At 62.6% G+C, this 25,533-nt stretch carries 25 protein-coding genes; 12 read left to right on the forward strand and 13 right to left on the reverse strand.

The window, feature by feature from the left end:
• The first annotated feature begins 41 nt into the window (after positions 1–41).
• Entirely contained in the window at positions 42–866 is an 825-nt protein-coding gene (locus R4P65_RS14790) for a DUF692 domain-containing protein (RefSeq protein ID WP_230816235.1), read from the forward strand.
• Positions 863–1,189 (forward strand): hypothetical protein, encoded by a 327-nt coding sequence (locus R4P65_RS14795; protein ID WP_019746170.1) that lies wholly within the window; start codon positions 863–865, stop codon positions 1,187–1,189. The genes R4P65_RS14790 and R4P65_RS14795 overlap by 4 nt, the downstream gene beginning before the upstream one ends.
• Here the strand turns inward: R4P65_RS14795 and R4P65_RS14800 are convergent.
• The 8 genes from R4P65_RS14800 to R4P65_RS14835 all read right to left on the reverse strand — a co-directional run bounded on the left by R4P65_RS14800 (position 1,178) and on the right by R4P65_RS14835 (position 8,470).
• Positions 1,178–1,972 (reverse strand): family 1 encapsulin nanocompartment shell protein, encoded by a 795-nt coding sequence (locus R4P65_RS14800; protein ID WP_230816233.1) that lies wholly within the window; start codon positions 1,970–1,972, stop codon positions 1,178–1,180. The two genes, R4P65_RS14795 and R4P65_RS14800, sit on opposite strands and share 12 nt — an antisense overlap.
• Entirely contained in the window at positions 1,969–3,027 is a 1,059-nt protein-coding gene (locus tag R4P65_RS14805; protein ID WP_230816232.1) for a Dyp-type peroxidase, read from the reverse strand. The genes R4P65_RS14800 and R4P65_RS14805 overlap by 4 nt, the downstream gene beginning before the upstream one ends.
• Before the next feature lie 68 nt (positions 3,028–3,095).
• A complete protein-coding gene (locus R4P65_RS14810) occupies positions 3,096–4,052 on the reverse strand; it encodes an SMP-30/gluconolactonase/LRE family protein (protein ID WP_317827075.1) in 957 nt (318 codons plus the stop codon).
• 33 nt (positions 4,053–4,085) lie between these two features.
• Positions 4,086–5,042 (reverse strand): alpha/beta hydrolase, encoded by a 957-nt coding sequence (locus R4P65_RS14815; protein ID WP_317827076.1) that lies wholly within the window; start codon positions 5,040–5,042, stop codon positions 4,086–4,088.
• Position 5,043: 1 nt separating this feature from the next.
• A complete protein-coding gene (locus R4P65_RS14820; RefSeq protein ID WP_003942502.1) occupies positions 5,044–5,418 on the reverse strand; it encodes a nuclear transport factor 2 family protein in 375 nt (124 codons plus the stop codon).
• A gap of 65 nt (positions 5,419–5,483) precedes the next feature.
• Positions 5,484–6,164: a HEAT repeat domain-containing protein gene (locus R4P65_RS14825; protein ID WP_317827077.1), complete on the reverse strand. Its 681-nt coding sequence runs from the start codon at positions 6,162–6,164 to the stop codon at positions 5,484–5,486.
• Positions 6,165–6,218: 54 nt separating this feature from the next.
• Positions 6,219–7,649 carry an APC family permease gene (locus R4P65_RS14830; protein WP_317827078.1) on the reverse strand — a complete coding sequence of 477 codons (1,431 nt, stop codon included), beginning with the start codon at positions 7,647–7,649 and terminating at the stop codon, positions 6,219–6,221.
• A gap of 98 nt (positions 7,650–7,747) precedes the next feature.
• Positions 7,748–8,470 (reverse strand): FadR/GntR family transcriptional regulator, encoded by a 723-nt coding sequence (locus R4P65_RS14835; protein ID WP_007729085.1) that lies wholly within the window; start codon positions 8,468–8,470, stop codon positions 7,748–7,750.
• A 186-nt stretch (positions 8,471–8,656) separates the two neighbouring features.
• Between R4P65_RS14835 and R4P65_RS14840 the strand changes: the two genes are divergently transcribed.
• Genes R4P65_RS14840 through R4P65_RS14860 form a run of 5 tightly spaced genes read left to right on the forward strand, consistent with a single transcriptional unit; the run spans position 8,657 to position 13,605 of the window.
• Complete coding sequence (locus R4P65_RS14840) at positions 8,657–9,463, forward strand: gamma-glutamyl-gamma-aminobutyrate hydrolase family protein (RefSeq protein ID WP_317827079.1); 807 nt, start codon at positions 8,657–8,659, stop codon at positions 9,461–9,463.
• On the forward strand, positions 9,447–10,220 hold the full coding sequence (locus R4P65_RS14845; protein ID WP_021332597.1) for an SDR family NAD(P)-dependent oxidoreductase: 774 nt from the start codon (positions 9,447–9,449) through the stop codon (positions 10,218–10,220). Before R4P65_RS14840 ends, R4P65_RS14845 begins: the two co-directional genes overlap by 17 nt.
• A complete protein-coding gene (locus R4P65_RS14850) occupies positions 10,217–11,593 on the forward strand; it encodes a glutamine synthetase family protein (RefSeq protein ID WP_317827081.1) in 1,377 nt (458 codons plus the stop codon). The genes R4P65_RS14845 and R4P65_RS14850 overlap by 4 nt, the downstream gene beginning before the upstream one ends.
• Positions 11,594–11,624: 31 nt before the next feature.
• On the forward strand, positions 11,625–13,088 hold the full coding sequence (locus tag R4P65_RS14855) for an aldehyde dehydrogenase family protein (protein ID WP_317827082.1): 1,464 nt from the start codon (positions 11,625–11,627) through the stop codon (positions 13,086–13,088).
• A 19-nt stretch (positions 13,089–13,107) separates the two neighbouring features.
• The gene (locus tag R4P65_RS14860) at positions 13,108–13,605 is read left to right on the forward strand and encodes a hypothetical protein (RefSeq protein WP_317827083.1); all 498 of its coding nucleotides are present in this window, start codon (positions 13,108–13,110) and stop codon (positions 13,603–13,605) included.
• A 67-nt stretch (positions 13,606–13,672) separates the two neighbouring features.
• Here R4P65_RS14860 and R4P65_RS14865 read toward each other — a convergent pair whose 3' ends face one another.
• On the reverse strand, positions 13,673–15,121 hold the full coding sequence (locus R4P65_RS14865; RefSeq protein WP_185564507.1) for an MFS transporter: 1,449 nt from the start codon (positions 15,119–15,121) through the stop codon (positions 13,673–13,675).
• A 322-nt stretch (positions 15,122–15,443) separates the two neighbouring features.
• The gene (gene leuS / locus R4P65_RS14870; RefSeq protein ID WP_317827084.1) at positions 15,444–18,290 is read right to left on the reverse strand and encodes a leucine--tRNA ligase; all 2,847 of its coding nucleotides are present in this window, start codon (positions 18,288–18,290) and stop codon (positions 15,444–15,446) included.
• Positions 18,291–18,391: 101 nt separating this feature from the next.
• Between leuS and R4P65_RS14875 the strand changes: the two genes are divergently transcribed.
• On the forward strand, positions 18,392–18,886 hold the full coding sequence (locus R4P65_RS14875; RefSeq protein ID WP_230816221.1) for an SdpI family protein: 495 nt from the start codon (positions 18,392–18,394) through the stop codon (positions 18,884–18,886).
• Between the two features lie 5 nt (positions 18,887–18,891).
• Positions 18,892–19,851, forward strand: coding sequence for a DUF1648 domain-containing protein (locus R4P65_RS14880; protein WP_317827085.1), 960 nt, complete (start codon positions 18,892–18,894; stop codon positions 19,849–19,851).
• Here R4P65_RS14880 and R4P65_RS14885 read toward each other — a convergent pair.
• The gene (locus R4P65_RS14885; protein WP_317827086.1) at positions 19,820–20,515 is read right to left on the reverse strand and encodes a FadR/GntR family transcriptional regulator; all 696 of its coding nucleotides are present in this window, start codon (positions 20,513–20,515) and stop codon (positions 19,820–19,822) included. The two genes, R4P65_RS14880 and R4P65_RS14885, sit on opposite strands and share 32 nt — an antisense overlap.
• 62 nt (positions 20,516–20,577) lie before the next feature.
• Between R4P65_RS14885 and R4P65_RS14890 the strand changes: the two genes are divergently transcribed.
• Entirely contained in the window at positions 20,578–21,855 is a 1,278-nt protein-coding gene (locus R4P65_RS14890; RefSeq protein ID WP_317827087.1) for an MFS transporter, read from the forward strand.
• A complete protein-coding gene (locus R4P65_RS14895; protein ID WP_230816217.1) occupies positions 21,852–22,832 on the forward strand; it encodes a bile acid:sodium symporter family protein in 981 nt (326 codons plus the stop codon). The genes R4P65_RS14890 and R4P65_RS14895 overlap by 4 nt, the downstream gene beginning before the upstream one ends.
• Positions 22,833–23,098: 266 nt before the next feature.
• Here R4P65_RS14895 and R4P65_RS14900 read toward each other — a convergent pair whose 3' ends face one another.
• Complete coding sequence (locus tag R4P65_RS14900; RefSeq protein WP_003942572.1) at positions 23,099–23,704, reverse strand: YqgE/AlgH family protein; 606 nt, start codon at positions 23,702–23,704, stop codon at positions 23,099–23,101.
• A 53-nt stretch (positions 23,705–23,757) separates the two neighbouring features.
• Positions 23,758–24,453, reverse strand: coding sequence for a TetR/AcrR family transcriptional regulator (locus R4P65_RS14905; RefSeq protein ID WP_317827089.1), 696 nt, complete (start codon positions 24,451–24,453; stop codon positions 23,758–23,760).
• Between the two features lie 134 nt (positions 24,454–24,587).
• On the opposite strand from R4P65_RS14905, the gene R4P65_RS14910 reads away from it, so the two are divergent.
• Positions 24,588–25,529, forward strand: a complete 942-nt coding sequence (locus tag R4P65_RS14910) for an NAD-dependent epimerase/dehydratase family protein (protein WP_317827090.1) — start codon at positions 24,588–24,590, stop codon at positions 25,527–25,529.
• The last annotated feature ends 4 nt before the right edge of the window (positions 25,530–25,533 follow it).

The raw sequence follows: 25,533 nt of genomic DNA on the forward strand, positions 1-25,533 counted from the left end.
CTATAGTCGCCGTTAGCAGTTGCACACGGGAGGTGACTCGAATGGCCCTGTACGGATTGGGAATCGGTTGGCGTCCCGAGGTCTCCGGAATCATCGCGCAGCTAGACGGCTTGGCATTCTGCGAAGTCATTGCCGAATCCATCGGTAACGAGGTACCGCCGCACCTCGGTTCGCTGGGAGTTCCGGTGATCCCGCACGGAATCTCGCTCTCGCTTGGCGGAGCCGAGGCGGTAGATCAGGCACGGATCGATCACCTTGCGCAGGCGGCTCAGCTACTGGACGCCCCCTTGGCGAGTGAGCACATCGCCTTCGTGCGGGCGGGCGGCATCGAGGCCGGGCACCTGCTCCCACTGCCGCGCACCTACGAAGCCGTCGACGCCTTGGTATGCAACATCACCCGCACTCAGGACGGTCTACCGGTACCGTTTGCCGTCGAAAACGTTGCCGCCCTTTTCGACTGGCCCGACGACGAGTTGACCGAAGGGGAGTTTCTCGCGGAAATCGTCGAACGAACCGGGGCCCTGCTGGTTCTCGACATCGCGAACGTCTATGCCAATGCCCTCAACCGCGGGCGTGATCCGTGGGCCGAGCTGAGCCGACTGCCACTCGAGCGAATCGCATACTGCCACATCGCCGGTGGCAGTATCAGCGACGGCAAGTACCACGACACGCACACCGATCCGGTGCCCGAAGCAGTGCTGGAACTCCTTGCGCAGTTCACCGCCGCCGGTCACCATCCCGCGATCATGCTCGAGCGAGACGGCAACTATCCGCCGGCAGTGGAATTGCTCGACGAGCTCGATGCCATTGCCGACGCAGCTGGTCTGGATCGCATCACGGCCGGCACCGATTGGTCACGCACATGAGCACGCTCGGTGAGCGTCAAGAGGCGCTGATTCGCGCTCTGGTGGCGGGCGGCGAACTACCCGAAGGCTTCGACAAAGACGATGCTGCCGTTGTCTCGACGGCACTGCTCCGAAAGCGCGCAGGAGAAGTGGCGCACCACCTTCCGGTCGTGCGCCACACCCTCGGCGATCGCTATCTTCGGTTGTTCACAGCGTGGGCGGACGGACGGCCGAAGACGTCTTCGCATGCGGATGCCCAGGCCTTTGTCGCCCACCTCCAGGACATCGGCGAACTGCCTCGCTCGCCCTGGCATCAGAGGTTTCGAAGGCTCTTACGCAAGTGAGACAACAGCTTCGCTGGTGTACATGAGGAACGTCATCGATTCCTGGAAGTACAGCTCGACGGAGTTCGCATCGTGCGAGAGATAGCCGATGGACAGGTCCTGGCCCAGATGCAGTTCGTAGTCGCCACCACGCGTCGACAGCAGGAAAGCGCCGTCGATGGCTGGGGCCCAGATGATCTCGCCGTCGAGAACGCGTCGCAGGTGCTCGCGGATGGGGTAGCCGTGATCGGAGGTCTCGTTGATCGCGGTGAACGCGTCGGCATTCAGGAGCAGTGAGTACGGTCCGTTGACACCGGCCAAGCGCAGCGACGTGATCGCCTGGCTGATGGCCTCCGGGTAGTCCTTGGCGTCGATGGGGAGCTTCAGTTCCGGGTTGGAACCGCTGGCCCGGACGCCGGTGATGCTGGCTGCGGGGTATCCCTCGAAGATGGCGCGGTCCTCGGCGAAAGCGATCTGCTTGGCCGCGTCCTTGACGGGCTGCCAGTCGGAGTCCTTGGCGCCGCGTTCGACGTCGTCGATGGCCTGTCGACTGATGGTGAACGGAACCCGCAGTTCGATGATCGGCTGCGACTGACGAGCATGTGCGATGACGCCGTCGGCCAAGGGATTGATCGGCACCTGATGCCCGAGCGGGATGGCCGCGAGATCGTCACCCGACGGTCCCTCCACGTCCACGACACGACGACCGGCGACGTGACGCTTGAAGGTACGGCTGGCCTCTTCCTCGATCTCGGCCCAGGCTGCTGCCGAAATGGGTGCTAGGTCGCGGTGCAGGTTTGTCATTGCTGGGCACTCCTTTTGAGGCTGCCGATTCCGAGAGAACCGTCAGAGATGGGCGCTGTGAAGGTCGCTTCGGGAACGAGCCTGGTCGGCAAGTCCGGGGGATCGTCGAGAAAGTCCGCCGTCGGAACGAAGAAGTTGATTCCGGTGACGGCGGTGGAGAAGTCGAGAATGCGGTCGTAGTTCCCGACGGGATTCCCGATGAACATGTTGGTGAGCATCTGCTCGGTGACCGTCGGGGACGCCGAGTAACCGATGAAGTAGGTTCCCATTTCAGCGGAGCCGACGTGGCCGAACGGCATGTTGTCGCGCAGGATCTGGATCTGCTCACCGGATTCGTCCTCGATGACGGTGAGTGCGGTGTGGGAGTTGGCAGGTTTGGTGTCGTCGTCCATCTCGAGGTCTTCGAGCTTGGAGCGTCCGATGACGTTCTCCTGCTCCTCGACGGGCAGTGAGTTCCACTCAGACATGTCGTGGAGGTACTTCTGGACGATGACATAACTGCTGCCCGCGAAGTCCGGATCCTCGTCACCGACAGTGACCGCGACGTATGCGGCCTGCCCGGACGGGTTCTCGGTGCCGTCGACAAAACCCATGAGATCGCGTTGCTCGAAGTACTTGAACCCGTGGACCTCGTCGATCACCGACGCGGCGCCGGCCAACCTGTTGGTCACGACCGTGGCGAACTCGAAGCACAGGTCCATCTGACGGGCCCGGATGTGGAACAACAGATCGCCCGGCGTACGCGGAGCGTGGTGTTTGTCACCGGTCAACTCGACAAATGGATGCAATTCTGCCGGCCGTGGCCCCTCGAAAAGCCGGTCCCACGCGTCCGAACCGATGCCGACGACGGCGGCCAAGCCACCTGCAGGCACCCGGAATCCGATCGAGCGCTGCAGCCCGGAAATATCCGCCAGAACGTCGTGAACTGCCTGCTCACCACCCTCGTCGATGGTGAAAACCAGGAAGATCGCAGCTTCCGTGAGCGGGGTCAACAACGGCTGCGGTATCGCGGGAAGGGCCACCTCGGCCTCGTCGATCTCACTCGTTTCCGCCATGCAGACCAGTATGGACGATTCCGGCAGTCCCGGCATCAGTAGTGGGTAAGTCGCGTCAGGATGTCGCGTTACGGGGTTGCCGCCTGGGCGCCCGCGTCGAAGCCAGCCGGAATCTCGAAGATCTTTCCGTCGAACCCGGCGCGGTAGAGATGCCCGCCCGCGAAACCGGAATTGCCACGCCCGTAGGTCAACACGCTCGACGCCTGCAGTCCGCTGGTGAGCGAGCAGTACTGGCCGGGTCCGTCGATCCGCCACACCTCACCACTGATGTCCGTGGGAACGATTGCGCGATCTCGCGAGTCCAGGGTCAAACCATCTGGGGCAGAGAAGGTTTCGAGACCGCCGAGATCGACCAACGATTCCGAATACCCTGGATTGTCGACGGAGATGCGGCTGACACCCGGGTTTGCGAACGTGCGCGAGACGTAGAGCCAGCGATTATCGGCGCTCAGGGCGGCGCCGTTTGCACTCGGGAAGGTTGCCCACGCCGGGTCGACGGCACCGCCTGGGCTGACCTTACCGATCAACGAACCGAAATCGTTGGTGGCATAGATCGTTCCGTCGTGCGCGACGGCGAGGCCGTTTGCAGCGCTCAGACCACCGGCGATCGGCGTCACAGCACCCGAGTTCACGTCCACCCGCGCGACCGACGCAGCACGCGTCAGATCGCCGATCAGCACGCCGGCGTTTGCTCCGGTTCCCACCAGCAGTGAACCGTCCGGGCTCCACGCGAGTGCGCCCGCACCGCCGGGAACCGTCGCGATCGGAACTGCGGCCTGACCAGGCGCGTCGACGCGGAAGATTCGGCCACTCACCAGGTCTGTCGTGTACAGGCGACCCTGCCCGTCCACGGTGACACCCTCGAGGGCTGCGCCCGGAATCTGGGCGCTGAGGATTGCGGGGGACGATCCAGGGCAGGGCGGCGCGGCCGCGGCACCGGACACACCCAGAGCCAGAAGCGAACCGGCAACAAGAGCACCGGTGATACCTACCCGAATACCGCGATCGAAGATCCTGGTGCGCATCTGCGCAACGCTAGACCTTCGGCCCGATTTCGCCTAGAGCGACCGAAGGAAAGAGATCAAAAGTTCATTGACCTCGGTAGCACGTTCCTGTTGTACGAAGTGCCCCGCGCCGCTGAGAAGGTGCACACCCCGCAGGTCGGGGACGGTGTCCTTCATGCGGTCCAATGCCTTGGGGCCGCTCATCGCGATGACCGGATCCTCGGCGCCCGCGACGAAGAGCGTCGGGACGTCGATGTGCGCTCCGTCCAGATCCGCGCTGCGTTCCCAGTTGGCGTCGTACGCTCGGTACCAGTTCAATCCACCTGTGAAACCTGTTGCAGTAAAGGCCTTTACATAAACATCCAGATCGTCCTCGGTGAGCCACGACCACGGCAATGCAGGACCCTCGGGAAGTACGTCGAGGTAGCCGTTTCCTTCGGACGGGTTCTTCCAGACGTCAAGGTACCGGTAAGCCCCGGAGAGGGCATGGAAGAGCCGTTGAAGGAATTCACGTGGACGGGCGTCGAGTTCGCGCTCCGCGACACCCGGTTCTTGGAAATAGTGAATGTGCAGAAAATGCTTGCGCGCCATCGCGGCGTAGATGGTCGAGGGTTTTGCGGGGAACCTGTCGGGCGCATAGGGGACCGCCAACGAGACAAGCCCCGCAACACGATCGGGGTGGCGCAGAGCGGTGGTCCACGCGACGGGCGCGCCGAAATCGTGGCCGACGAACACCGCTTTGTCGATTCCGAGAGCGTCGAGTAGGTCGGTCAGCCGGTTCGCGACGGCATCGTTGGTGTAGTCGTCGACGGTATCCGGGCGCGTGGTGCCGCCGTACCCGGGCATGTCGAGCGTAATCGCTCGAAAGCCAGCTTCCGCCAACGCTGCCGACTGATGGCGATAGCTGTACCCGAGGCCGGGAAAGCCGTGACACATAATCACAGCTGTCCCAGAACCGGAATCGTCAATCTGCCAACGGAATCCGTCGACATCGATCGTTCTCACCGTCATGTCAGGCGGTGATCATGTCTTCCTGGTTCCAGAATGCGCGCATCGACAGGATCTTTCCGTCGTCGTCGAAGGTCATGACGTCGATGGGTGCGATGGTCAACGTCTGCTCGCCGAGCTTGGTGATCAGCGAGAAGTGGAATGCCGCTTCGTTTCCGGCAATGCGGAGGGTCTGAAGGTGAGCTTCCTGGTCGAAGTTCTCGATCACAGAGTAGAACTCGAGAATGGACTCGCGGGTGGTGCGCACGTCGGTGCCCACCGGATCTTCGACGGTTGCACCCTCGGCATACAGGGCCACAACCTGGGCGGCAGTGCCCGTGGCAACTGTCTCGATGTAGGCGTCGACGGTCTTGCGGATTACCTCTGCGGACGGTGCCATGGTCTACCCCTCGTAGTTAGAACAGGTTCTAATTCTGAGGATAACCTACGTCCCTGATCCACGGGTCAGGTTTCGAGCACCTTGCGCAGCCGGGCCTTCTTCCGGTTCTCCCGCACGATCCAGACGACATCGGCGTCGTCCGACGCCTCCAGGGAGACGAACGCCGGCAGTGCATTCTCCGGATCCGCTGCGACCGCGACGCTCCAGCAGTACCCGAGCGCCTGGCGGAGAGTGCGTGTGTCGGCTTCACGACGGGCATCAGCTGGTTGCGCGACGATCCACTCGGTAGCGTCTCGGCACACCTGAACGGCCAGCGCAGCGTTCACCTTGTCCTTGAGCAACCGCGGCTCGCAGATCCCGGCGGCCGCTGCGCGAAGCGTCAATGGATGAGCGGAACGTGCCCACTGCTCGATGATCGCCCGCAACAATTCCGGATCAGTGTCACCTATCGCCTGAACGGCCATCGCGGCAGCTTCACGTGCACGCCACGACGCACTAGTGGTTGCCTCCGTCAGACTGTCCAGAACAGCCTTGTCGCGTGAACGAACGAGGATGAATCCGAGCCCGACGATCCCACAGCAACGGATGTATTCGTCTTCGGACTCCACCGCCTGCAGAACGTCGTCACTGTCGGCGCCGCGCGCGAACTCGAGTATGAGCGCGAGGTTCGCACGCTGGCCGGGCAATCCTGAACGCTCCCTCAGGTAACTCCACAGTTCATCGCCGTCCAGATCCGCGAACGTCATGGGAGTCCTGCTTTCTCGAGTGCGGGTGCACACATCATTTCACCGAAGGCCCTCTCACGAGGGGAGTTCGAAGCTCACTTGCTTGCGTCGACGCGCATAGAGGAACCCACCGACAAACGCGAGCACCAGTACTCCGGTCATCACCACGGCCAGTACGTTGCCACCCAGAAGAAGCGGGAGGTTTCCGGCAATGGCGATCGCAAATCCGATGAGGCCGACGAGCCCCAGGCTCGGGGCAAGTTTGGTGTGCCAGAAACGCTGATCAACTTTCGTACGACGAAAGAAGACGAGAACTGCAAGGCACGTGAGCAACATGAGAGCCACGATCCCCACCGTTGCGACACCGGCGAACCACGCGAAGATCTGTGTCACCGGATCCAGACCGATGACGATGCAAGCGCCGAGAAGCACCAGAGCACAGCAGGATTGCACCACTGACGCGATGTGCGGCGAACCATGCACGCGGTGCGTACGCCCACCTGCGCCCGGCAGAACGCCGGTGTTCGACAGAACAAAGATGTATCTCGCCAAGACGTTATGGAGAGACAGAACTGCGGCAAAGAGACTGGACACCAACAAAATTTGAATCAGATGGGCCGTCACCGATCCGGCAAAGTCGGTGGCAGTGGTGATCAACATGCCGTCGGGGTCGGTGCCCGCAATGTCCACGGCACCCGTATCACCCCAAGCCGTCACGACCGCCCAACTGGAGAGAGCATAGAAGCCACCGATAAGGATCAAGGCGGCGTACGTCGCTCGTGGGATCGTCCGCGCCGGATCCTTCGCCTCGTCGCGGAAGATCGCCGTGGACTCGAAGCCGATGTAACCAGCAAGCGCGAATACCAATGCGACGCCCGGGGATCCGGAGAAGATCTCCGACGGGGAGAACATCGCCGTCGACGGACCTTCCGGACCACCGTCGGCGATAATGAAAGCGTCGAGGACGACGACGATCCCGACCTCTGCGATCAACAGGATGCCGAGCACCTTGCCCGACAACTCGATATGACGAAATCCGAGGACGGCGACCAGAGCCAACGAGGCGAGCGAGAAGATCCACCACGGCACCTCCGGACCACCGTACGAGGTGATCAACGAACTCATTGCCGGGCCGAGGTAGCCGTATACGGCCAATTGCACTGTGCTGTAACTGACAAGCGCCAACATCGCACTGCCGACGCCGGCACCACGGCCGAGACCATGTCCGATGTAGAGATAGAACGCTCCGGTTCCCGGGATGTAACGCGACATCGCGGTGAATCCGACTGCGAAGAGCAGAAGTACACCGGTTGTCACGGCGAAGGTCATGGGGAAGCCCGCACCGTTGCCCCCGGAAATGCCCAGCGGCACAAGCCCACTGATCACAGTCAGGGGAGCGGCCGCGGCAACGACCATGAGGACTATCGAACCGGTACCCAGCGAGCCTCGAAGAGTTCGGTCATCGCCGGATGCATCGCGTGAAGCATTGACGGAAGTATGGGTCATACCGGCGATGTTAGAACCATTGAAGTCGATTCGGGACCCAATTCACAAAACTTTTACTTGCGAAAAACGGGACGAACCGTCCGTTAGTCGCGCTCCCGTCAGCCTTCTTCCTGCAGCGCCAAGCGTTTGAGCTCGTCTTTTGCGTGCAGAATGTGACGTTCCATCGCCTCCGCCGCGCGAGCGCTGTCGCCCCGCTTGATCGCCTCGAAGATCTCCTTGTGCTCCACCCTCGAAGCCTCGACCTGGTCTTCGAACACGAGATGATCGACGGGGACGAACATTTCGCCGCGAGCTTCGACCACAGCGGCCTCCAACCTGCTGTTTCCCGCCGCTCTGGCGATACCGCCGTGGAACCTGGCGTCACAAGCCCGGAACGATCCCCGACTTCCGGAAACCCCCAATTGCTCAATGGATTCGAGCAACTCGAGAAGATGACGATCGGTTCGCCGGACCGCCGCGAGGCTTGCCGTTCGCATTTCCAACCCGATACGGAGGTCGACGATCTCGTCGATATCTGCTTCGCGCGCTTTCAACTGGCCAACCCAGTCTTCATAAGGCCTGGTCAACTCCGAAACGAACGATCCGCCCGTGGCTCCTCGCCGCACCTCGATGTATCCCATCGCCTGAAGGATTCGGATGGCTTCTCTCACACTGACTCGACCGACTTCGAGTTGCTGAGACAGTTCACGCTCGGACGGCAGGCGATCACCGGGACTGAGCGCGCCGCTGTGAATGAGCAGTCGCAAGCGTCGAGCGATATCCTCCCCCAACGTCGGTGCACTGACCATGAATTCGATGGCCGGCAGCTTGTCGATCTGCACGTCTCGTACCCCCTACTCGGCGCCTGGACCGACTCTTACGCTTCGTCTTGACCTACGAAATCGAACGCTCCCATTCGCAACTGTCCTTGAATAGATACAGCAGCGCGCGGCACTTCGAACCCGTTACCCCAACTTTACAAGCCAAACTCTAGCGAAAAGCCATTCAATGGTTCTATGCTCGCTCCTATGACCCAATTCACGATGACGGCGGAGGCACTCCCCGCCATGCCCCTGATCGGAGTCACCGGCCGCGTCGACCGTGGCGGGCCGTCACTACCCAACGTCGTCGGCGACGCGCTGATGGAAATGTTCTTCACCGATTTTCCCTCGAAGATCCGCGCCGCTGGTGGTCAACCGATCCTGCTGAGCATCCACAGTGATCCGCGCCGAATCGTCGAGCATCTCGACGCCCTCATCCTCAGCGGTGGTTCCGACGTGGACCCCAGGCGATACGGCCGCACCCCCGGACCAAACTCCTCGATGATCGACCCCGCTCGGGACGAATTCGAGTTCGCCCTGGTCGATGCGGCCTGGGAAATCGGACTGCCGATCCTGGGAGTATGCCGCGGACACCAGGTCGTCAACGTCGCCCGCGGGGGCACACTGATTGCCGATCTTCCCACCGACGCCGGTGAGGCGCACAGCTTCTTCGGCTATCCGCGTACCTACCGACCACAACAGGTCGCCCTGGAGTCCGGCTCCATCCCATACAGTCTGTTCGGCAACAGCATTCACGTGAACAGCCTTCACCACCAGGCAGTGGATACCCCGGGGAACGGGTTGCGGATCGTCGGACGCGCGCTCGACGGCGTCGCCGAAGCCATCCAGGCCGACGATCGCCCCGTGGTGGGCGTGCAGTGGCACCCCGAATTCTTCGTCGACATCGACCCGCTCTTCTCGTGGCTCGTCAACGCTGCAACCTCTCGCCAGACCGATCCTTCTCGCCAGACCGATCATCACAGAATGGAAGACAACAATGTCACGTACGCATGAGAACAAGGTCGCCCTCATCACCGGTGCAGGTTCCGGAATCGGCCGCGGTATCGCACTGCGCCTTGCCTCCGACGGTGCCCGCGTCGCGGTCGTGGACCTTCACATCGAAAGTGCAAAAGAGACCGTCGCACTGATCGAATCGCAGTACGGCACACCCGCGCTCGCTCTCGAGGCCGACGTGCGCGACCGCGCCGCCGTGAGCGCCGCTTTCGAGGCCACCGTCGCCGAATGGGGACGCTTCGACTACCTCGTCAACAACGCCGGTCTGATCACGATGAGTTCTCTGGAGAACCTCACCGACGAAGAGTGGGACCTCGTCCTCGACGTCAATCTCAAGGGCATGTTCATCGTCACGCAGATCGCCACCCCGTACTTCCGCGACGGCAACAGCGGCGCTGTGGTGAACTTGTCGACGGTGGAAGCGGACGTCGTCGTGTCCTCCCAGGGCTTCGCCCAGGTCCACTACAACGCGTCGAAGGGTGGAGTGAAGATGCTGACGAAGGCTCTGGCCGTCGAACTCTCTCGGTACAACGTACGAGTCAACGCAATCGCCCCCGGGCCGGTCCCCACCGCCTTCCTGCCTGGCATCGACGTCTCCTCCGGCGAAGTTCTCGACTTCATGAAGTCCAGGCTCCTGGTGCCGCGCGTCGGACGCCCCGAGGACATGGGTGCTGCAGTCTCCTTCCTGCTCTCCGACGACGCCTCCTACATCAGTGGAGTCCAGCTGCCCGTCGACGGCGGATGGCTCGCCCGATGAAAGGCCGGCTCACCACGGCCGAGCTCGCCGAGTCCGACATCGACACCGTCCTCATCGCCGGTATCGACCTCTACGGACGTTTGATCGGCAAGCGAGTTCCGACGCGAATTTTCCTCGCAAACATCGACGAGGGCCTGCATGTGTGCACCTGTGTGTACGCCTGGGATGCCAACCAACGCATGGACAAACTGATAGTCGACTACGCCGGCGGACACACCGGCTGGCACGACTTCCGCCTGCAACCTGACCTGGGAACACTACGACGCGCGTCGTGGCTCGAGTCCACTGCCATCGTCATCGCAGACTCGGTCGACGAACATACCGGCGAGCTGGTCCCGATCGCACCGCGAACGATCCTGCGCAAACAGATCGACAAGCTCGAAACCGACGGCCACACCGTCTACGCGGCAACGGAACTCGAGTTCCACCTCTACCGGGGTACCCCCGACGCGTTGCGGCGCAGCGGCTATCGGGATCTCGAACCCACTACCCTGGTGCCCTCGGACTACACCATCACCGCCGGCAATGCGATGGAACCCTTCTTCCGCAAGGTACGAACCGCTTTGGAGGAGAGCGCGATTCCCGTCGAGGTCTCTCAGGTCGAATACGGGCTGGGCCAGTGGGAGATCAATCTCGAATACGGAACCGCCCTCGAGATGGCCGACCGCCATGTGCTCTTCAAGCAGGTGATCCACGATGTCGCGGCGGCGGAAGGGCTCACTGCGACCTTCATGGCACGCCCGAGCACCGACGGCATGGGCTCGTCGTGTCATATTCACGCGTCCATGCGTAGCGACGACACCTTTCCGTTCCACGACGAAAACGCAGAAAACACGGCGAGTGCCGAACTGCTGCACGCGGTCGGCGGCGTTCTCGAACACTGCCCGGAACTCATGCTGTTCTACACGCCGACCATCAACTCGATGCGCCGGACCAGAGCCAGCCACGACTTCTCAGGGAACGGCTTGACCTGGGGTTTCGACAACAGGACGACGACCTGCCGACTCATTACCGGGGCGCCGTCCGCCAACCGTCTCGAAATGAGGCTGCCAGGGGCGGACGCAAATCCGTATCTCGCACTCGCCGCCGTTCTGGCGTCGATGAACGACGGCCTGAGCCGAAAGCTCGATCCCGGCGCACCAGTACGACGCGACGGATACAGCGACACGGACACACTCGAGAAGGTGAAGCAGAAACCGCTGCCCAGCACACTCGACGAGGCGGCGCGTGCGCTCGAAGCCAGTGAGTTCGCACTCGCGGCGTTCGGCGCCGAGGTCGTGTCGCACTACGCGGCGGTCGCCAAGGACGAATGGGATTCCTTCATGTCCGCAGTCACCGACTGGGAACGCGAACGCTACCTCGACAACATCTGACCTACACACGATTTCGCCACGAAGGACAGTCATGACCACTTCATGCTCACTCGTGCCCCAGAACAACACGATCGACGGAAACGTCGAACCACCGGCTGTCGAACTCGGCGAATTTCTCTCCGATCCCGACACCGGAGAGAAACTGCAAGCCCAACTCTCGTCTTCCGCCGATCAGGTGGAGAGGGCAATCACCGCCGCGACAGAACTCCATCGATCGGGTGTCTGGACCCGTCGATCGGTAGCCGACCGAGTGCTCTTACTCGAGAGAACTGCCGAACTTGTCGAGGAACGAACAACGGCGATCGCTCGTGAGGACTCAAAGAACAACGGTCTCCCCCTATCGATCAGCACGCTGTTCGCGGGCGGACTTCCCGATCTGTTCCGTAGTGCTGCAAAGCATCTGGAAGACTCCTCGGGGTTCGAGCAGTTGGCGTCGGGCGCACAATTACATCGTCTGGCTTGGGGCCCGACCGCTGTGATCGCACCGTGGAATGCACCGAGCTTCATCACCGCGAAGAAGACCGCATTCGCATTGGCCGCGGGCGCTCCTGTCATCGCCAAGCCCTCCAACTGGGCTCCGTCAGGCCCCAATGTGCTCGCCGAGGCGATCTCGCGTGCCATTGCCGAACTCGACGCACCGAGAGCTCTGTTTCAACTCGTTCACGGCGGCGGGGACGTCGGGCATCTACTGGCCGCCGATCGACGAATCCGAGCACTGGCGTTCACCGGCGGCCGAGCATCCGGCAGTTCCATCGCCGCTGCGGCCTCGGCCGACTTCAAGGCGCTTCAACTCGAACTCGGCAGCAACAATCCCGTGATCGTCCGCGCCGACGCCGACATCGATCTGACTGCGACCGCACTCGTCGACGGGTTCACCAAACTCAACGGGCAATGGTGTGAGAGTCCGGGAAGCGTCTTCGTGCCGCCGCACCTTCACGACCGTCTTGTCGACGCAATACTCGACCGCACGGCCGAAATCGCGCTCGGACGAACCGGTGACGGCAACACTACGATGGGGCCGCAGGCGAACGAGCCTCAACTGCAACGAATGCGGGCGACTGTCGACTACCTCCTCGGCGTGGGCGGCACGGCCGTCTCGAGCACCCCTGTGCCGGACCTTTCCGGATGGTTCTTCCCTCCGACAGTGGTGCACGGGATCTCGTCGGAGCACACCAAGTCGGAGACCTTCGGGCCGATCCTGACCGTGCACCGAGCATCTACCGACGAGCAGGCGCTGCTCGAGGCCAACGCTCTCGATACCGGCCTGGCCGGATACGTGTTCGGCGCCGACGTCGACGCCGCTCGTGAACTTGCGACCCGAATCGAGTGCGGTGAGAACAAGATCAACAGCACCAGCCTCCTGGACCTCGACGACCACTCGACCCAGAGTTTCTGGGGCGGAAGCGGTATCGGCGCACACGGCGACAGAGAGCTTCTCGACTTCTTCCGGGGATCGCGAATCGTCGGTGTCGATGCGCCCGGACTGCCTCTCTAAGCCGAAAGAGGTCGTGGGAATGGGTGAAACGACACGGGTTGGCACCATGGTCGTCGAATGCCATGACACCGCAGCAGTTCTCGCCCGTATTTCTTCGCTGGGGTGGAAGCTTGGCGTAGACGTCGTCAGTCTGTCCACGTGGGTGTCCGTGACATCGCCGGGAGTCACCGGAATGTCGATCGCGTACCGTTGTCCGGCAACCATCTCCGACGCTATGTTGATCAAGCGTCTCAACAAGATCATCGGGATAGTTCGCATCAAGACGGACCACGGCCCGTTCGTTCCGGTGACACCACAGGTCGGCCTACACGTCACCGCGACTTTCCAACGCGTCGATCCAGTGGCGCTGGTGGCGTACCGGTACGGCGCAACAGTGTGCAGTCAGGCGAACAATGTTCTGTCGGTTCAACTCACCACTACCCGATCGATCGCGGACACATTCGTCTCTGATCTGGCGCAGGTTGCAGAGCGTCCGCTGCGGGGTGAGATCTCGCTGCAGAAGATTCATCTTGCATGACATCGAGGTGCCACCATGGAGATGTGCGGCTACGGGCGTTGGCCCGTAGCCGCAGGTCATCGCGTGATCAGTGAGCCGGCAGGAGGGACGTCTCCTGCGCCGCGCCGTCCTCTGCGCCGATCTGGACGATGTTTCGCGGCAGGAATACGGCTGCGATCGCACCGAGAACTGCTGCAGCAGCACCGATCAGGAACGCGATGCGCATGCCCTCGTCGGTGTAGAACACAGCGCCCTCCATCGCCATCGCGATGTGCGAGTTCAAGACCGTGAAGGCGATGACGGGAAGCACAGCGGGGAAGATGCTCTGGAAGACCGCAACCATGCTCGCCGTGGTTGCCTGCAACTGCGGCGGCACTGCCTCGATGAGCAGGTTCGGGATAGATGCGTAGCCCATACCCATTCCGACACCGAAGATTCCGGCAAAGATGATGAGCAGCGGCTTGTTGTCGTGAATGGTGGCCGTCAAGGTGAATCCGACTGCCATGAGGATCATCCCGATGATCATCAGCAGACGCGGTCGGATGTTGCGGCCCACGAGGAAACCTACGATCAAGCCGCCGACCACCACCATGCCACCAAGGGGCGCCTGGAAGATCGCGAATCCCTCTGCCGTGACCCCGAATCCGTATCCCAGGCCGAGAACTGCTGGGGTCATCACCATCATCGGCAGCAGAATCGTGAAGACTCCCGAGGCGCCGTAGCAGAACCCGGCACCGACGGCGGTGAGCATCACCGAACGCTTGCCGAAGTAGCGCAGGTCGATCAAGGGCTCACGGATGGCTCGGGCAGAGGCAACCCAAGCCACCAGCAGTGCGACGCCGCCGATCAGATAGGCCAGTGTCGAACCGTTCTTCCAGCCCCAGGTCGGTCCGAAGCTGACGCCGATCAGAATTCCGGCGATGCCCGATCCGAGCAGTACCGCACCGATCAGGTCCAGCGAAGAGCGCAGTCGCACAGCTGATTCCGCCGTCGAAGCGAAAATCATGCCACCGAGCAGAACCAAACCGATGACGAAGAACCAGAAGATGCTCCGGAACCCGTGGTTGTCGATCAACCAACCGGTGAGGAACGGCGCCGGAATCGCGATCAGACCCATGCCGGAGGTCGCGATACTGACAGCCAAGGCAACGGTTTTCGGCGGAAACACGTCGCGGATGAGGGAGTAACTCAAGAACAGGCAGGGAACGAGTAGGCCCGTCAGCGACCGGCCCAGAATCAAGACGGCATAGCTCGGCGCAATCGCCGAAATGAACGATCCGACCGCTGCACCGGCGACCGCCAAGAGCAGGACTTTACGTTTGCCGTACATGTCGGCGAGCTTGCCGAGCAGAGGAGACGCGACCGCGCCCAGCAGCAGGAACGACGTGAGCAGCCAAGCTCCCTGCGTCGTTTGATAATGCACCGAGATGGCGGGCAGCGCAGTGGAAATCATCATGTAGCTCACCGCGAGCATTTCGAGAAGTAGAACGATCGACGCCAGCGAGAACACCAGTCGCGGAGTCCACCGCTCCGGCATCGACGTCGATTCGGGCAGACTGGGAGACGAACCGTCGCTGTGGACATGAGACGCCATGGCTGGAGAATCCTTTCGGGACACCTGCGAATTCGATTGACCCCCTGCCGAATACCGTCGGCCGGGGCCTTGCGGGGAAGTGCAGTGGAACGACAGCTACCGTTCTCGGCAACGTGTTACCTGCATCACAGCCCTCGCGTCGAACACGCGCTACAGAATGTTCCGCGGAGCGGGAGAATCAGGACAACGACTGATTGGCTCCAGATACGACTGTGCGCCGTTTCGGTAGCGGTAACTACCAAAACGGCGCACGTGCGCGAAGCGCCTACAGAACTATGTTCACCATCTTGCCCGGCACAACGATCACCTTGCGTGGTGCGTTGCCCTCGAGCAGAGCGACAATCTTCTCGTCGGCCAGCGCGATCTCCTCGACAGCCTTGCGATCGGCATCCGCCGGCACGCTGATGCGGCTACGAACCTTGCCGTTGACCTGGATCGGGTACTCGACGGTGTCCTCGACGAGCCACTTCTCCTCGACGGCGGGGAAGGGGCCATGCGCAAGAGATTCCGTGTGCCCCAGACGCGACCACAGCTCTTCCGCGAGGTGCGGCGCCAGGGGAGCGAGCATCAGCACCAGCGGCTCGACGGCAGCACGCGGCGCGCCACCCGGGAACGCCTTGGTGAGGTGGTTGTTGTACTCGATCAGCTTCGCAGCGGCCGTGTTGTCGCGCAGCGCCGTGTAATCCTCGATGACACCGGAAATCGCCTTGTTGAGCGCACGCAGCGTCTCCTCACCAGGAGCTTCGTCGGTGACACGGGGCTTGCCGGTCTCCTCGTCGATGACGACGCGCCACACTCGCTGCAGGAATCGCGCAGCACCGACGACATCCTTGGTCGCCCACGGACGCGAGGTGTCCAGCGGACCCATCGACATCTCGTACACACGCAGGGTGTCTGCACCGAACTCGGCGCAGATCTCGTCCGGCGCAACGGCATTCTTCAGGCTCTTGCCCATCTTGCCGTACTCGCGGTTGACCTCGGCGCCCTCGTAGAAGAACTTGCCGTCACGCTCGACGACCTCTTCTGCGGGCACGTAGACGCCGCGGGCATCGGTGTATGCGAATGCCTGGATGTAGCCCTGGTTGTACAGGCGACGGTACGGCTCGCTCGAGGACACGTAGCCCAGGTCGAACAGGACCTTGTGCCAGAAGCGCGAGTACAGCAGATGCAGCACCGCATGCTCGACGCCGCCGACATACAGGTCGACTCCACCGGGATCGTTGGGGCCGTGCAGTTCCGGACGCGGACCCGTCCAGTACGCCTCGTTCTGCGGGTCGCAGAAGGCGTCCTGGTTAGTGGGGTCGATGTAGCGCAGCTGGTACCACGAGCTACCTGCCCACTGCGGCATGACGTTGGTGTCGCGGTGGTAGGTCTGCAGACCGTCGCCGAGATCGAGCTCGACGTTGACCCAGTCGGTCGCCTTGTTCAGAGGGGGAGAGGGCTCGGAGTTGGCGTCGTCCGGATCGAAGGACACCGGTGCGTAGTCCTCGACCTCCGGAAGCACCACGGGCAGAGCCGAATCCGGCAGGGCGTGCGCGTTGCCGTCCGCGTCGTAGACGATCGGGAAAGGCTCGCCCCAGTAACGCTGACGCGCGAAAAGCCAGTCGCGCAGCTTGTACTGGATTGTGCCCTTGCCCTGGCCGCTCTCCTCGAGGCGACTGATGACGGTCGCCTTGGCCTCGGCTACGTCCAAACCGTCGAGGTAGTCGGAGTTCACCAGCGGGCCGTCACCGGAGTACGCAGCCTCCGAAACATCGCCACCGGCAATAACTTCGAGAATGTCCAGACCGAACGCGTTCGCGAACTCCCAGTCACGATGATCATGTCCCGGAACTGCCATGATCGCGCCGGTGCCGTAGCCCGTCAGAACGTAGTCGGCGATGAAGATCGGAACCTTGTGTCCGTTGACCGGATTGACGGCGTAGGAACCGAGGAAGACGCCCGTCTTCTCCTTATTTTCCTGACGCTCCAGGTCGGTCTTGGCGGCAATCGACTTACGGTATGCAGCAACAGCTTCCGCCGGAGTCGTGGCACCGCCAGTCCAGCGTGCGTCGACACCATCAGGCCACTCGTCCGCAACGAGCTTGTCCACCAGATCGTGCTCGGGAGCCAGCGTCACGTAGGTGGCGCCGAACAGCGTGTCGGGGCGCGTCGTGAACACATCGACGCCGTATTGGCCTGCGGCAAAGGTAACTTCGGCGCCGTACGAGCGTCCGATCCAGTTACGCTGCATGGCCTTGACCTTGTCCGGCCAATCCAGGTACTCGAGGTCGTCGACCAGGCGGTCTGAGTACGCGGTGATGCGCATCATCCACTGCTGGAGGTGCTTACGGAAGACAGGGAAGTTTCCGCGGTCACTACGACCGTCGGCAGTAACTTCCTCGTTGGCCAGGACGGTACCCAAACCGGGACACCAGTTGACCATCGAATCCGACTGGTAGACAAGACGGTACGAATCCAGAACCTTGGCCTTCGCGGCCACGTCCAACGAAGCCCACTCGCGTCCGTCTTCCAGAGCGCGCTCACCGGAATCGAACTCGGCTTCCAACTCCGAGATACGACGCGCCTTGCCGGCTTCCTTGTCGTACCAGGCGCCATGGATCTGCAGGAAGATCCACTGCGTCCAGTGGTAGAAGTCGACATCCGTCGTCGCGAGGCTACGACGCTCGTCGTGTCCCAGACCCAGGCGTCGCAGCTGGCGCTTCATGTTGGCGATGTTGGACTCGGTGGTGGTCCGCGGGTGGGTACCCGTCTGCACGGCGTACTGCTCGGCCGGGAGCCCGAAGGCGTCGTAGCCGAGGGTGTGCAGGACATTGCGGCCCTGCATGCGATGGAAGCGCGCGAAGACATCCGTGGCGATGTATCCGAGTGGGTGACCGACGTGCAGGCCCGAACCCGAGGGGTACGGGAACATGTCCTGAACGAAGAGCTTGTCGGCAGGAACACCGTCGGGCGAGGAGAGCGGACCGACCGGATTGGGCGCGTTGAACGTGCCTTCCTCACTCCAGCGGTCCTGCCAGTGCTGCTCGATCTGGCCGGCGAGCTCCGCGGTGTAGCGGTGCTGCGGAGTTGCGTCGGCTGGTGAATCGGGGGACTGCGGAGACTCGGTCACTATGGTCGCTATCTACTTGGCTGACGGAAATACCGATAACCAGGGTAGAGCCTGCGCGACCCGGGCATACCATCAACTCCACTCGCGCCTATCCTGTATGGGTGATCGTTGTCGCTGTGGTGCTATTCGTGCTCGCTGTCGCCGTCGGTGGAGTTGCTGTCGCCGGACTGATCGGCAAACTCCCGCGCAACCGCTGGGCCGGTGTCCGCACCGAAGATTCCCTGCGGAGCGAGGAGTCGTTCGCCCTCGCCAACAAGGTGGCCGGTCCGACCATGCTCGCGGCCGCCGGAATGTTGGTCATCGGCGGAGTCGCAGCACTGACCATCGGCGGAGTCTTCGGCGTCGCGGTCGCGATCATCGCCGTCGTCGTCGCCGTCCTCACTGCCGGTTTCGGTGGAGGCATCGGTGCCCGCGCTGCCGCCGCACTCCCGCAGCAGAGCGGATGCGGTAACGACTGCAACTGCGGCGGACACTCCGAGCCTGCCGCAGACGAGCAGGTGGCGGAGACCCCCGAGGCCAAGGCGAACGCTGCCGCTTGCGGCACCGCTTCCTGCGGTGCCTGCGCGCTCAAGGATGCTTGCCAGCCGGCTCATTGATTCACGTGAAACATCGCGTGGTCGACCCGGCCGGGGTCGTATTCGGGCTAGTCGTTCCGCTGTTGTGTGCGGTCTTCGGCTTCGTCCTGACAAAAATGTGGGAGCCTCGCCTCCCGGAGCAGATCGCGACTCACTGGACCACTACCTCGCCGGACGGGTTCTCCACCCCGTCTTCCAACGCGTGGACCATTGCACTTCTGACGCTGCTCTTCGGTGGCGGTCTCAGCGCAATTGCCGCTCTTGCTCCCGCGATGTTGATGATGCGTCGATTCATGTTGGTTGTCGGACTGAGCGTGGTCGGGCTCATTACGACAGTGAACTTCGCTCTGCTCTACACCCAACTCGATGTCACCGATCCGACTACGACGTCACTCCCGCTGTGGTCTCTCGGTGTCGGCTTTGTCGTCGGCGCGGTGCTGGGTTGGATCGGTGCCTCATTCCTGCGCGACTACCGCGTCCGCACGCTTGCCGCGACCAAACCATCGGCCGGGTTGCCACGAAGCAGCTGCCCTTTACCCATCTCCGACGACGTCGGATTCAGCACCAAGGGTTCGGTGATCATCACTGCGATCACTCTGGCACCCGGAGTCGTCATGGCGTTGTCGATGCGGTCACTCTGGCCGCTGTTCATCTTCGGGACACTCGGACTGCTCGTCGTCAGCCTGGTGCGCTTCCGGGTGATCGTCGGCGACCGGGAAATCCGGGTGATCAACATGGGGATGGCTGCGATGACCTACGGCATCGATGAAGTTGTCGGAGCCGACGTCGCGGAAATCAAACCGTTCGCGGACTTCGGCGGCTGGGGACTCAAGGCCAAGGGTCGTCGCAACTACGGCGTCGTCACCCGCACCGGGCCGGCGGTGGTCGTCACCTTCGCCGGTGGCGACCGGCTCACGATCACAACACCGAAGGCCGAAGACATCGCCGGGTCCCTCAACCGATTGGCCGACGCCCGGACTCGGTAACCGCCGAGCCTGAACCGATCGCTTCCTGAGTCTTTTCCAGGTACCCACACGCCGCCGCCCTGGCTTTGCTGACATCTCGTTCGGCAATGGCTTCGGCGACTCCCCGGTGATGCGAGGACGTCAGCGACGGCGGATGCACCCCTTCGGTCACCTCGTAGGTGGCGCGAACGGTTTCGAGGATCCCGGCAAACAGATCTTTCAGAACCGGATTGTGAGCGGCATCGACGACGGCAATGTGAAATGCGAGATCCACGTCGACGAAGTTCTCCGCTGGGATGTCACGCTTGGCGGCCAGCTCACGCAGTGTCCGAACGTCGTCGTCGCCGCGACGCTCACACGCCAAGCGGACTGCTTCCATCTCGAGCGCACGACGCACTTCGAAGACGTATTTCATCTCGTCGACGGACGCGTGTTTGCCGAGCAGGCCGCCGATGTCGGTCCGAGCACGCACGAAGGTCCCTGATCCGCGACGGATCTCGAGGACTCCCGTCGACGTCAGTGTCTTGATCGCTTCGCGCACGGTGTTCCGGCCGACGCCGAGAACACTCATCAACTCCGGCTCGGTCGGAACACGGTTGCCGACGGTCCAGGCGCCGTCGGAGATCTGCGCGCGCATCCAGTCGAGGGATTGCTCGTACGCGGACTCCTTGCGAACAACGGTCATCTACTCATCCTCACAGCATTCGCGGCGATCATTCCACTCACCTACGATACGTAGGACGACCCATGTATTTTCGACTCAGTCTTCAGGAGGGGCTTCCCACGTCCGCCACAGCTGTCGCCACCGAAGAACGCACACGCCGCACCAACCGACACTTCTACGGCGTCGGCTACGTCCTCACCGTGATCCTTCTGGGCGCGAACATGCCCACCTCCGTCTACGGGCTGTACCGGACCGAGTTCGGATTCACGCCCACCATCCAGACGCTCATCTACGGCGTCTACGTCGCCGGCCTCGTTCCGGCGTTGCTCTTCTTCGGACCGCTGTCCGACGCCCTCGGTCGACGAACCGTGCTTCTGGCTGCGCTCGCACTGAGCGTCGTCGGCACGCTCGTCCTGGCATTCGCCGACGCGACGGTGTGGTTGTTCGTCGGACGCGTCGCTCAGGGCATCGCGGTGGGAGCGGCCAGTGCGGCGGGCAGTGCCGCTCTGGTGGAGCAGGAACCGAAGTTCGATCACCGACGGGCAGCGCTCGTCTCGACGGTGACGGGTGCGTTGGGCGGTGCACTCGGACCACTCGTGTCCGGTGCGATCGCCCAGTACCTTCCGCAACCGCTGCGGTTGCCGTATCTGATCTTCCTTGTCGCGTTCATCCCGGCACTGATCGTGTTGCTGTTACTGCCGCGGATCGGGGACGTCACACGCCCGAAGCGGTTCTTCCAGATGCCGCATGTTCCCGCCACCATTCGAGAGACGTTCTGGCTCAGCTCGCTCGCCGTCGCGCTGTCGTGGGGCGCAGTCGGGCTCTTCCAGTCGGTGGTCCCGTCGTGGATGACCAGCCTGCTGAACATCGACAACCTCCTACTCGGCGGCGGGGCAGCTGCACTGGTCATGATCTGCTCGGTGATCGCGCAGCTCGGCGGGAGTCGCATGGACCCGAGGACGTCCGTCACCGTCGGACTGGGGATCCTCGCCCTCGGAATGATCGGCCTACTCGTGGTCGACCTCGTCCCCAGCCTTGCGCTGCTGAGCGTCATCACCGTCGTGGTCGGCGCCGGACACGGTCTGGCCTTTGCCGGCGGCATGAAGCGAGTCAACGCCGCCGCCCGAACCCACGCCCGCGAGAGCCACGGCGGAGTTCTGGCCGCGTTCTTCACCGTCAGCTACGCGGGACTCGCGATTCCGTCGATCATCGCGGGTATCGCCATCACCATCCAGGGAATGCAGACGGCCATCATTGAACTGTCGATCGTCGGGACGCTGCTGTGCCTGGCCGTGATGGGCTTCAACCTTCGTGGGGCTCGAGAGACCCGTCGACGCACGCCGTTATCCTTAGCCAGGTGAAGTTTCTCAGTAGGTTCTACATCGACGGGTTCATCCTCGGCATCATCATCGCCGGCGTGCTCGGAAGTGTGTTCCCGGTATCGGGTACCGCGGAGAGCATTCTGAACTGGGCCACCAAGATCGCCATCGGCTTCCTGTTCCTGCTCTACGGCGCACGGCTCTCGCCGCAGGAAGCGTGGAAGGGCGTCAAGCACTGGCGACTGCACACCGTCGTCCTCGCGGCGACGTTCGTGCTGTTCCCACTGATCGGCCTAGCACTGCGATTCCTGTCGCCGACCCTGATCAGCGACGACCTCTACACCGGCATCCTTTACATGTGCCTGGTTCCGTCGACGGTTCAGTCGTCGATCGCGTTCACCTCGATCGCCAAGGGGAACGTCGCGGGCGCGATCGTCAGTGCGTCGTTCTCCAACCTGATCGGCGTCTTCGTCACGCCGCTGCTGGTGGTTCTGCTGATGAACACCACCGGCCAGGCGACCGTCGACTTCTCGTCGATCCTCGACATCGTCGTGCAGCTGCTGATCCCGTTCATCGTGGGCCAGCTGATCCGCCCACTGGTGATCGGATGGCTGCAGAAGTACGCCGAACCCACCAAGTACGTCGATCGCGGATCGATCCTCCTCGTTGTCTTCGCCGCCTTCAGTGAAAGCATGAAAGAGGGGATCTGGAGCACCATCACGATCTGGCAGATCGTGATCCTCACAATCGTGTGCTGCCTGATCCTCGCGCTGGTTCTCGGCGTGACCACCTTCGCGGGGCGCAAACTCGGCTTCGATCTGCCCGATCAGATCGTCATCATCTTCTGCGGGTCGAAGAAGTCCTTGGCGACAGGCCTACCGATGGCAGCCGTGCTGTTCGCGGGCCAGCCCGTCGGCCTGATCGTGTTGCCGCTGATGATCTTCCATCAGATCCAACTGATCGTCTGCGCTGCGATGGCGCAACGCTTCGCGAATCGGGATCCGGTGAGCGTCAGCTAGCGAGCAACTCGTCCCGGGTCGCGTCGACGCAGCCGCAACCGCCCTGCAGTTCAGCACAATCGATGGACAACGCATGGCGACTCGATGCCAGGTCGACACAGTTCACGCCGGTGCATTCGAGCGATCCGTCGACATGTCGCAGCAAAGAATCGTGGCAGTGATCGACATCCGAAACACAATCCGCGCACTGGATCTGACGCTCAGCGATCATTCCTGCCACCTCTCTCGAAAACGATGACACAGGAATATCATCGACCTCCGACAGATCAGTTCCGTTCGACCTCGATGGGGTGGCTGGCCAGCATCGCTACGGGCAGCGGCTGGCGTCGTAGCACCCGTGCCCAGACATCGACTCGGGGCGGCGTCAGCACATCCGACGGCAGTGAGCTGATCACCATCCAGTCTTCACGCTCGAGCTCCGAATCCAGCTGCCCCAGAGTCCAACCCGAGTACCCGGCAAAAATGCGGATCCCTTCGACCAGAGGAGCGATGACCTCCGGGTCCGAGTCCAGATCCACCATGACTACCTTGCCGTCCACCCGCCGCAAGCCGGCGACGCCGTCGATCCGTGCACCGTTGCGAGCGATGCCCAGGCAAAGCGCCGAGTCACGCTTGACTGGTCCACCGATGTACAGCGCCGAAGGATGCGCGGTCAACGGCGACCACTGCGGCAGCACGTTCTGCACGGCCGTCTCACTCGGCCGATTGACGACGACGCCCAGGCTCCCGGCGTCGTTGTGCTCGATCATGTAGATGACGGTGCGGCGAAATGCAGGTTCCGTGAGATCGGTCGACGACACCAACAAACTGCCCGGACGAACCTCCGGTTCTATCCAGGCCATTCGATCCTCGGGTTCTTCTGCGTGCGCCACAAAGACATCATCTCACCGACGACTGCGTGCGGAGGAACGAGACACAGGCGTGTTCAGGTCAGACCCGCCACATCGGCAAGTAGTGCCAGATGCCGCTCGAAAATCTCACTCGCATCGGTGAACGTATCGCTTCCGTACTGCCCGAACACCTCGAAGTTCACCGAACCGAACAGCGATACCCAGACGAGAGTTGCGCGCACCGCGGCATCCGGCGGCAGTTCGGTGCCCAGTTCTTTCCGCACTCCCTCGAGGTCCGTTGCCAGCGTGTCACTCAGGTCCGGGCCCTCTCGCATCGTGAGTGCACCCGCGCGATGGGCGGCGTCGATGATCCCGATCAGCCGGGTCACGACGAGGGTGCCAGGGCCGGTGGTCTGCTCGCCCGGAGCGTCGTAGCCGGGGACGGGGCTGCCGAACAGCAGACCGTAGCGGGCCGGTTCCCGGATCGCCCAACTCCGGACGGCACGCCCGAGAGCAACGAACTGTCCTGGAAAATCTTCTGCTGCAACGGCATTCACCGCGGCGTCCACTTCCGCGCCCAATTCCGTGTACCCGTCCACCACCAACAAAGTCAGCAGTTCGTCGCGACTGGCGACGTAGCGGTACACCGCTGAGGACACGACTCCCAGATCGCGCGCGACGGCCCGCAGGGACAAAGCTGCGGCGCCGACGGCAGCAAGATGCTCGCGTCCGATCCGGGTGATGTCCTGAAGCGTCTGTTCGCGCGCCCGCTCGCGGGGAGTCCCAACCATGAGTCCATCTTGCCCCATGACCGAGAGCAGTATCAACAAAAGAGAGCACTGCTCTTGACAGTACTTGGACACGGGTGCATTCTTAAAAACGAGAGCAGTGCTCTCAGTTCACCCGAAACGAAAAGGAACACACCATGTCGAACCTCGAAATCGTCACCGGAGCAGGACCTGTCGGATCCGCCGTCGCGCTACAGCTCGCCGAGCAGGGCATTAATGTCCGCCTCCTGACCAGGTCCGGCAGCGGACCAGAGCACCCGTTGATCGACCGTCGACGCGTCGACGTCTCGGATTCCGAGGCCCTGCGTTCCGTCAGCGAAGGCGCCACGACCATCTACCACTGCATCCACGCCGCCTACAACGCAGCCGATTGGGAGCGGGAACTCCCGGCGGCCGAAAAGGTTGTGCTCGACGCGGCCGCATCCATCGGCGCTGTCGTGGTCTTCCCCGAAAGCCTCTACGCCTACAACTCCGACACCCTGATGACCGAATCCGATCCACGCAACGCCACCGGCGGCAAGCGTGGCGTGCGCACTGCTCTGCTGCGTGCTCGCGAGGCTTCGGCAACACCTACCGTCAGCGTCGTCGCCTCGGACTTCTTCGGCCCCCGCGTCCGGACCGCCCACGCCGGCGAGCGCATGGTTCCGAAGGTCATGGCAGGTAAGAAGATTCGTGTCATCGGTTCCGCAGATCAGCCGCACTCCTTCACCTACATTCCCGATCTGGCAGCAGCGATGATCGCGGCAGCACACAACCCCGAACTCTGGAACTCCGTCATCCACGCACCCACCGGCCCCGCGCTCACTCAGCGCAAGATCGCCGAGGCCTTCGCCCGAGCCGCCGGGGCATCCCCCGCCAAGGTGGGCGTCCTGCCCGCCTGGGTGCTCGACGCCGTCGGCAAGGTCAACACCGACAGCCGCGAACTCGCGGAGATGAGTTACCAGTTCACCAAGCCGTTTGTCATGGACTCGAGTGCCAGCGAAGTGCTGCTCGGACTCTCACCGACACCGCTCGATCAGGCCGCCGAGGAGACCGTCGCATGGTGGCGCGCGGAACAGGCTCGAACCGCTGTTGCCTGAAGTG

Source organism: Rhodococcus sp. IEGM 1318, from assembly GCF_033142465.1.
Classification (GTDB): Bacteria; Actinomycetota; Actinomycetes; order Mycobacteriales; family Mycobacteriaceae; genus Rhodococcus_F; species Rhodococcus_F qingshengii_B.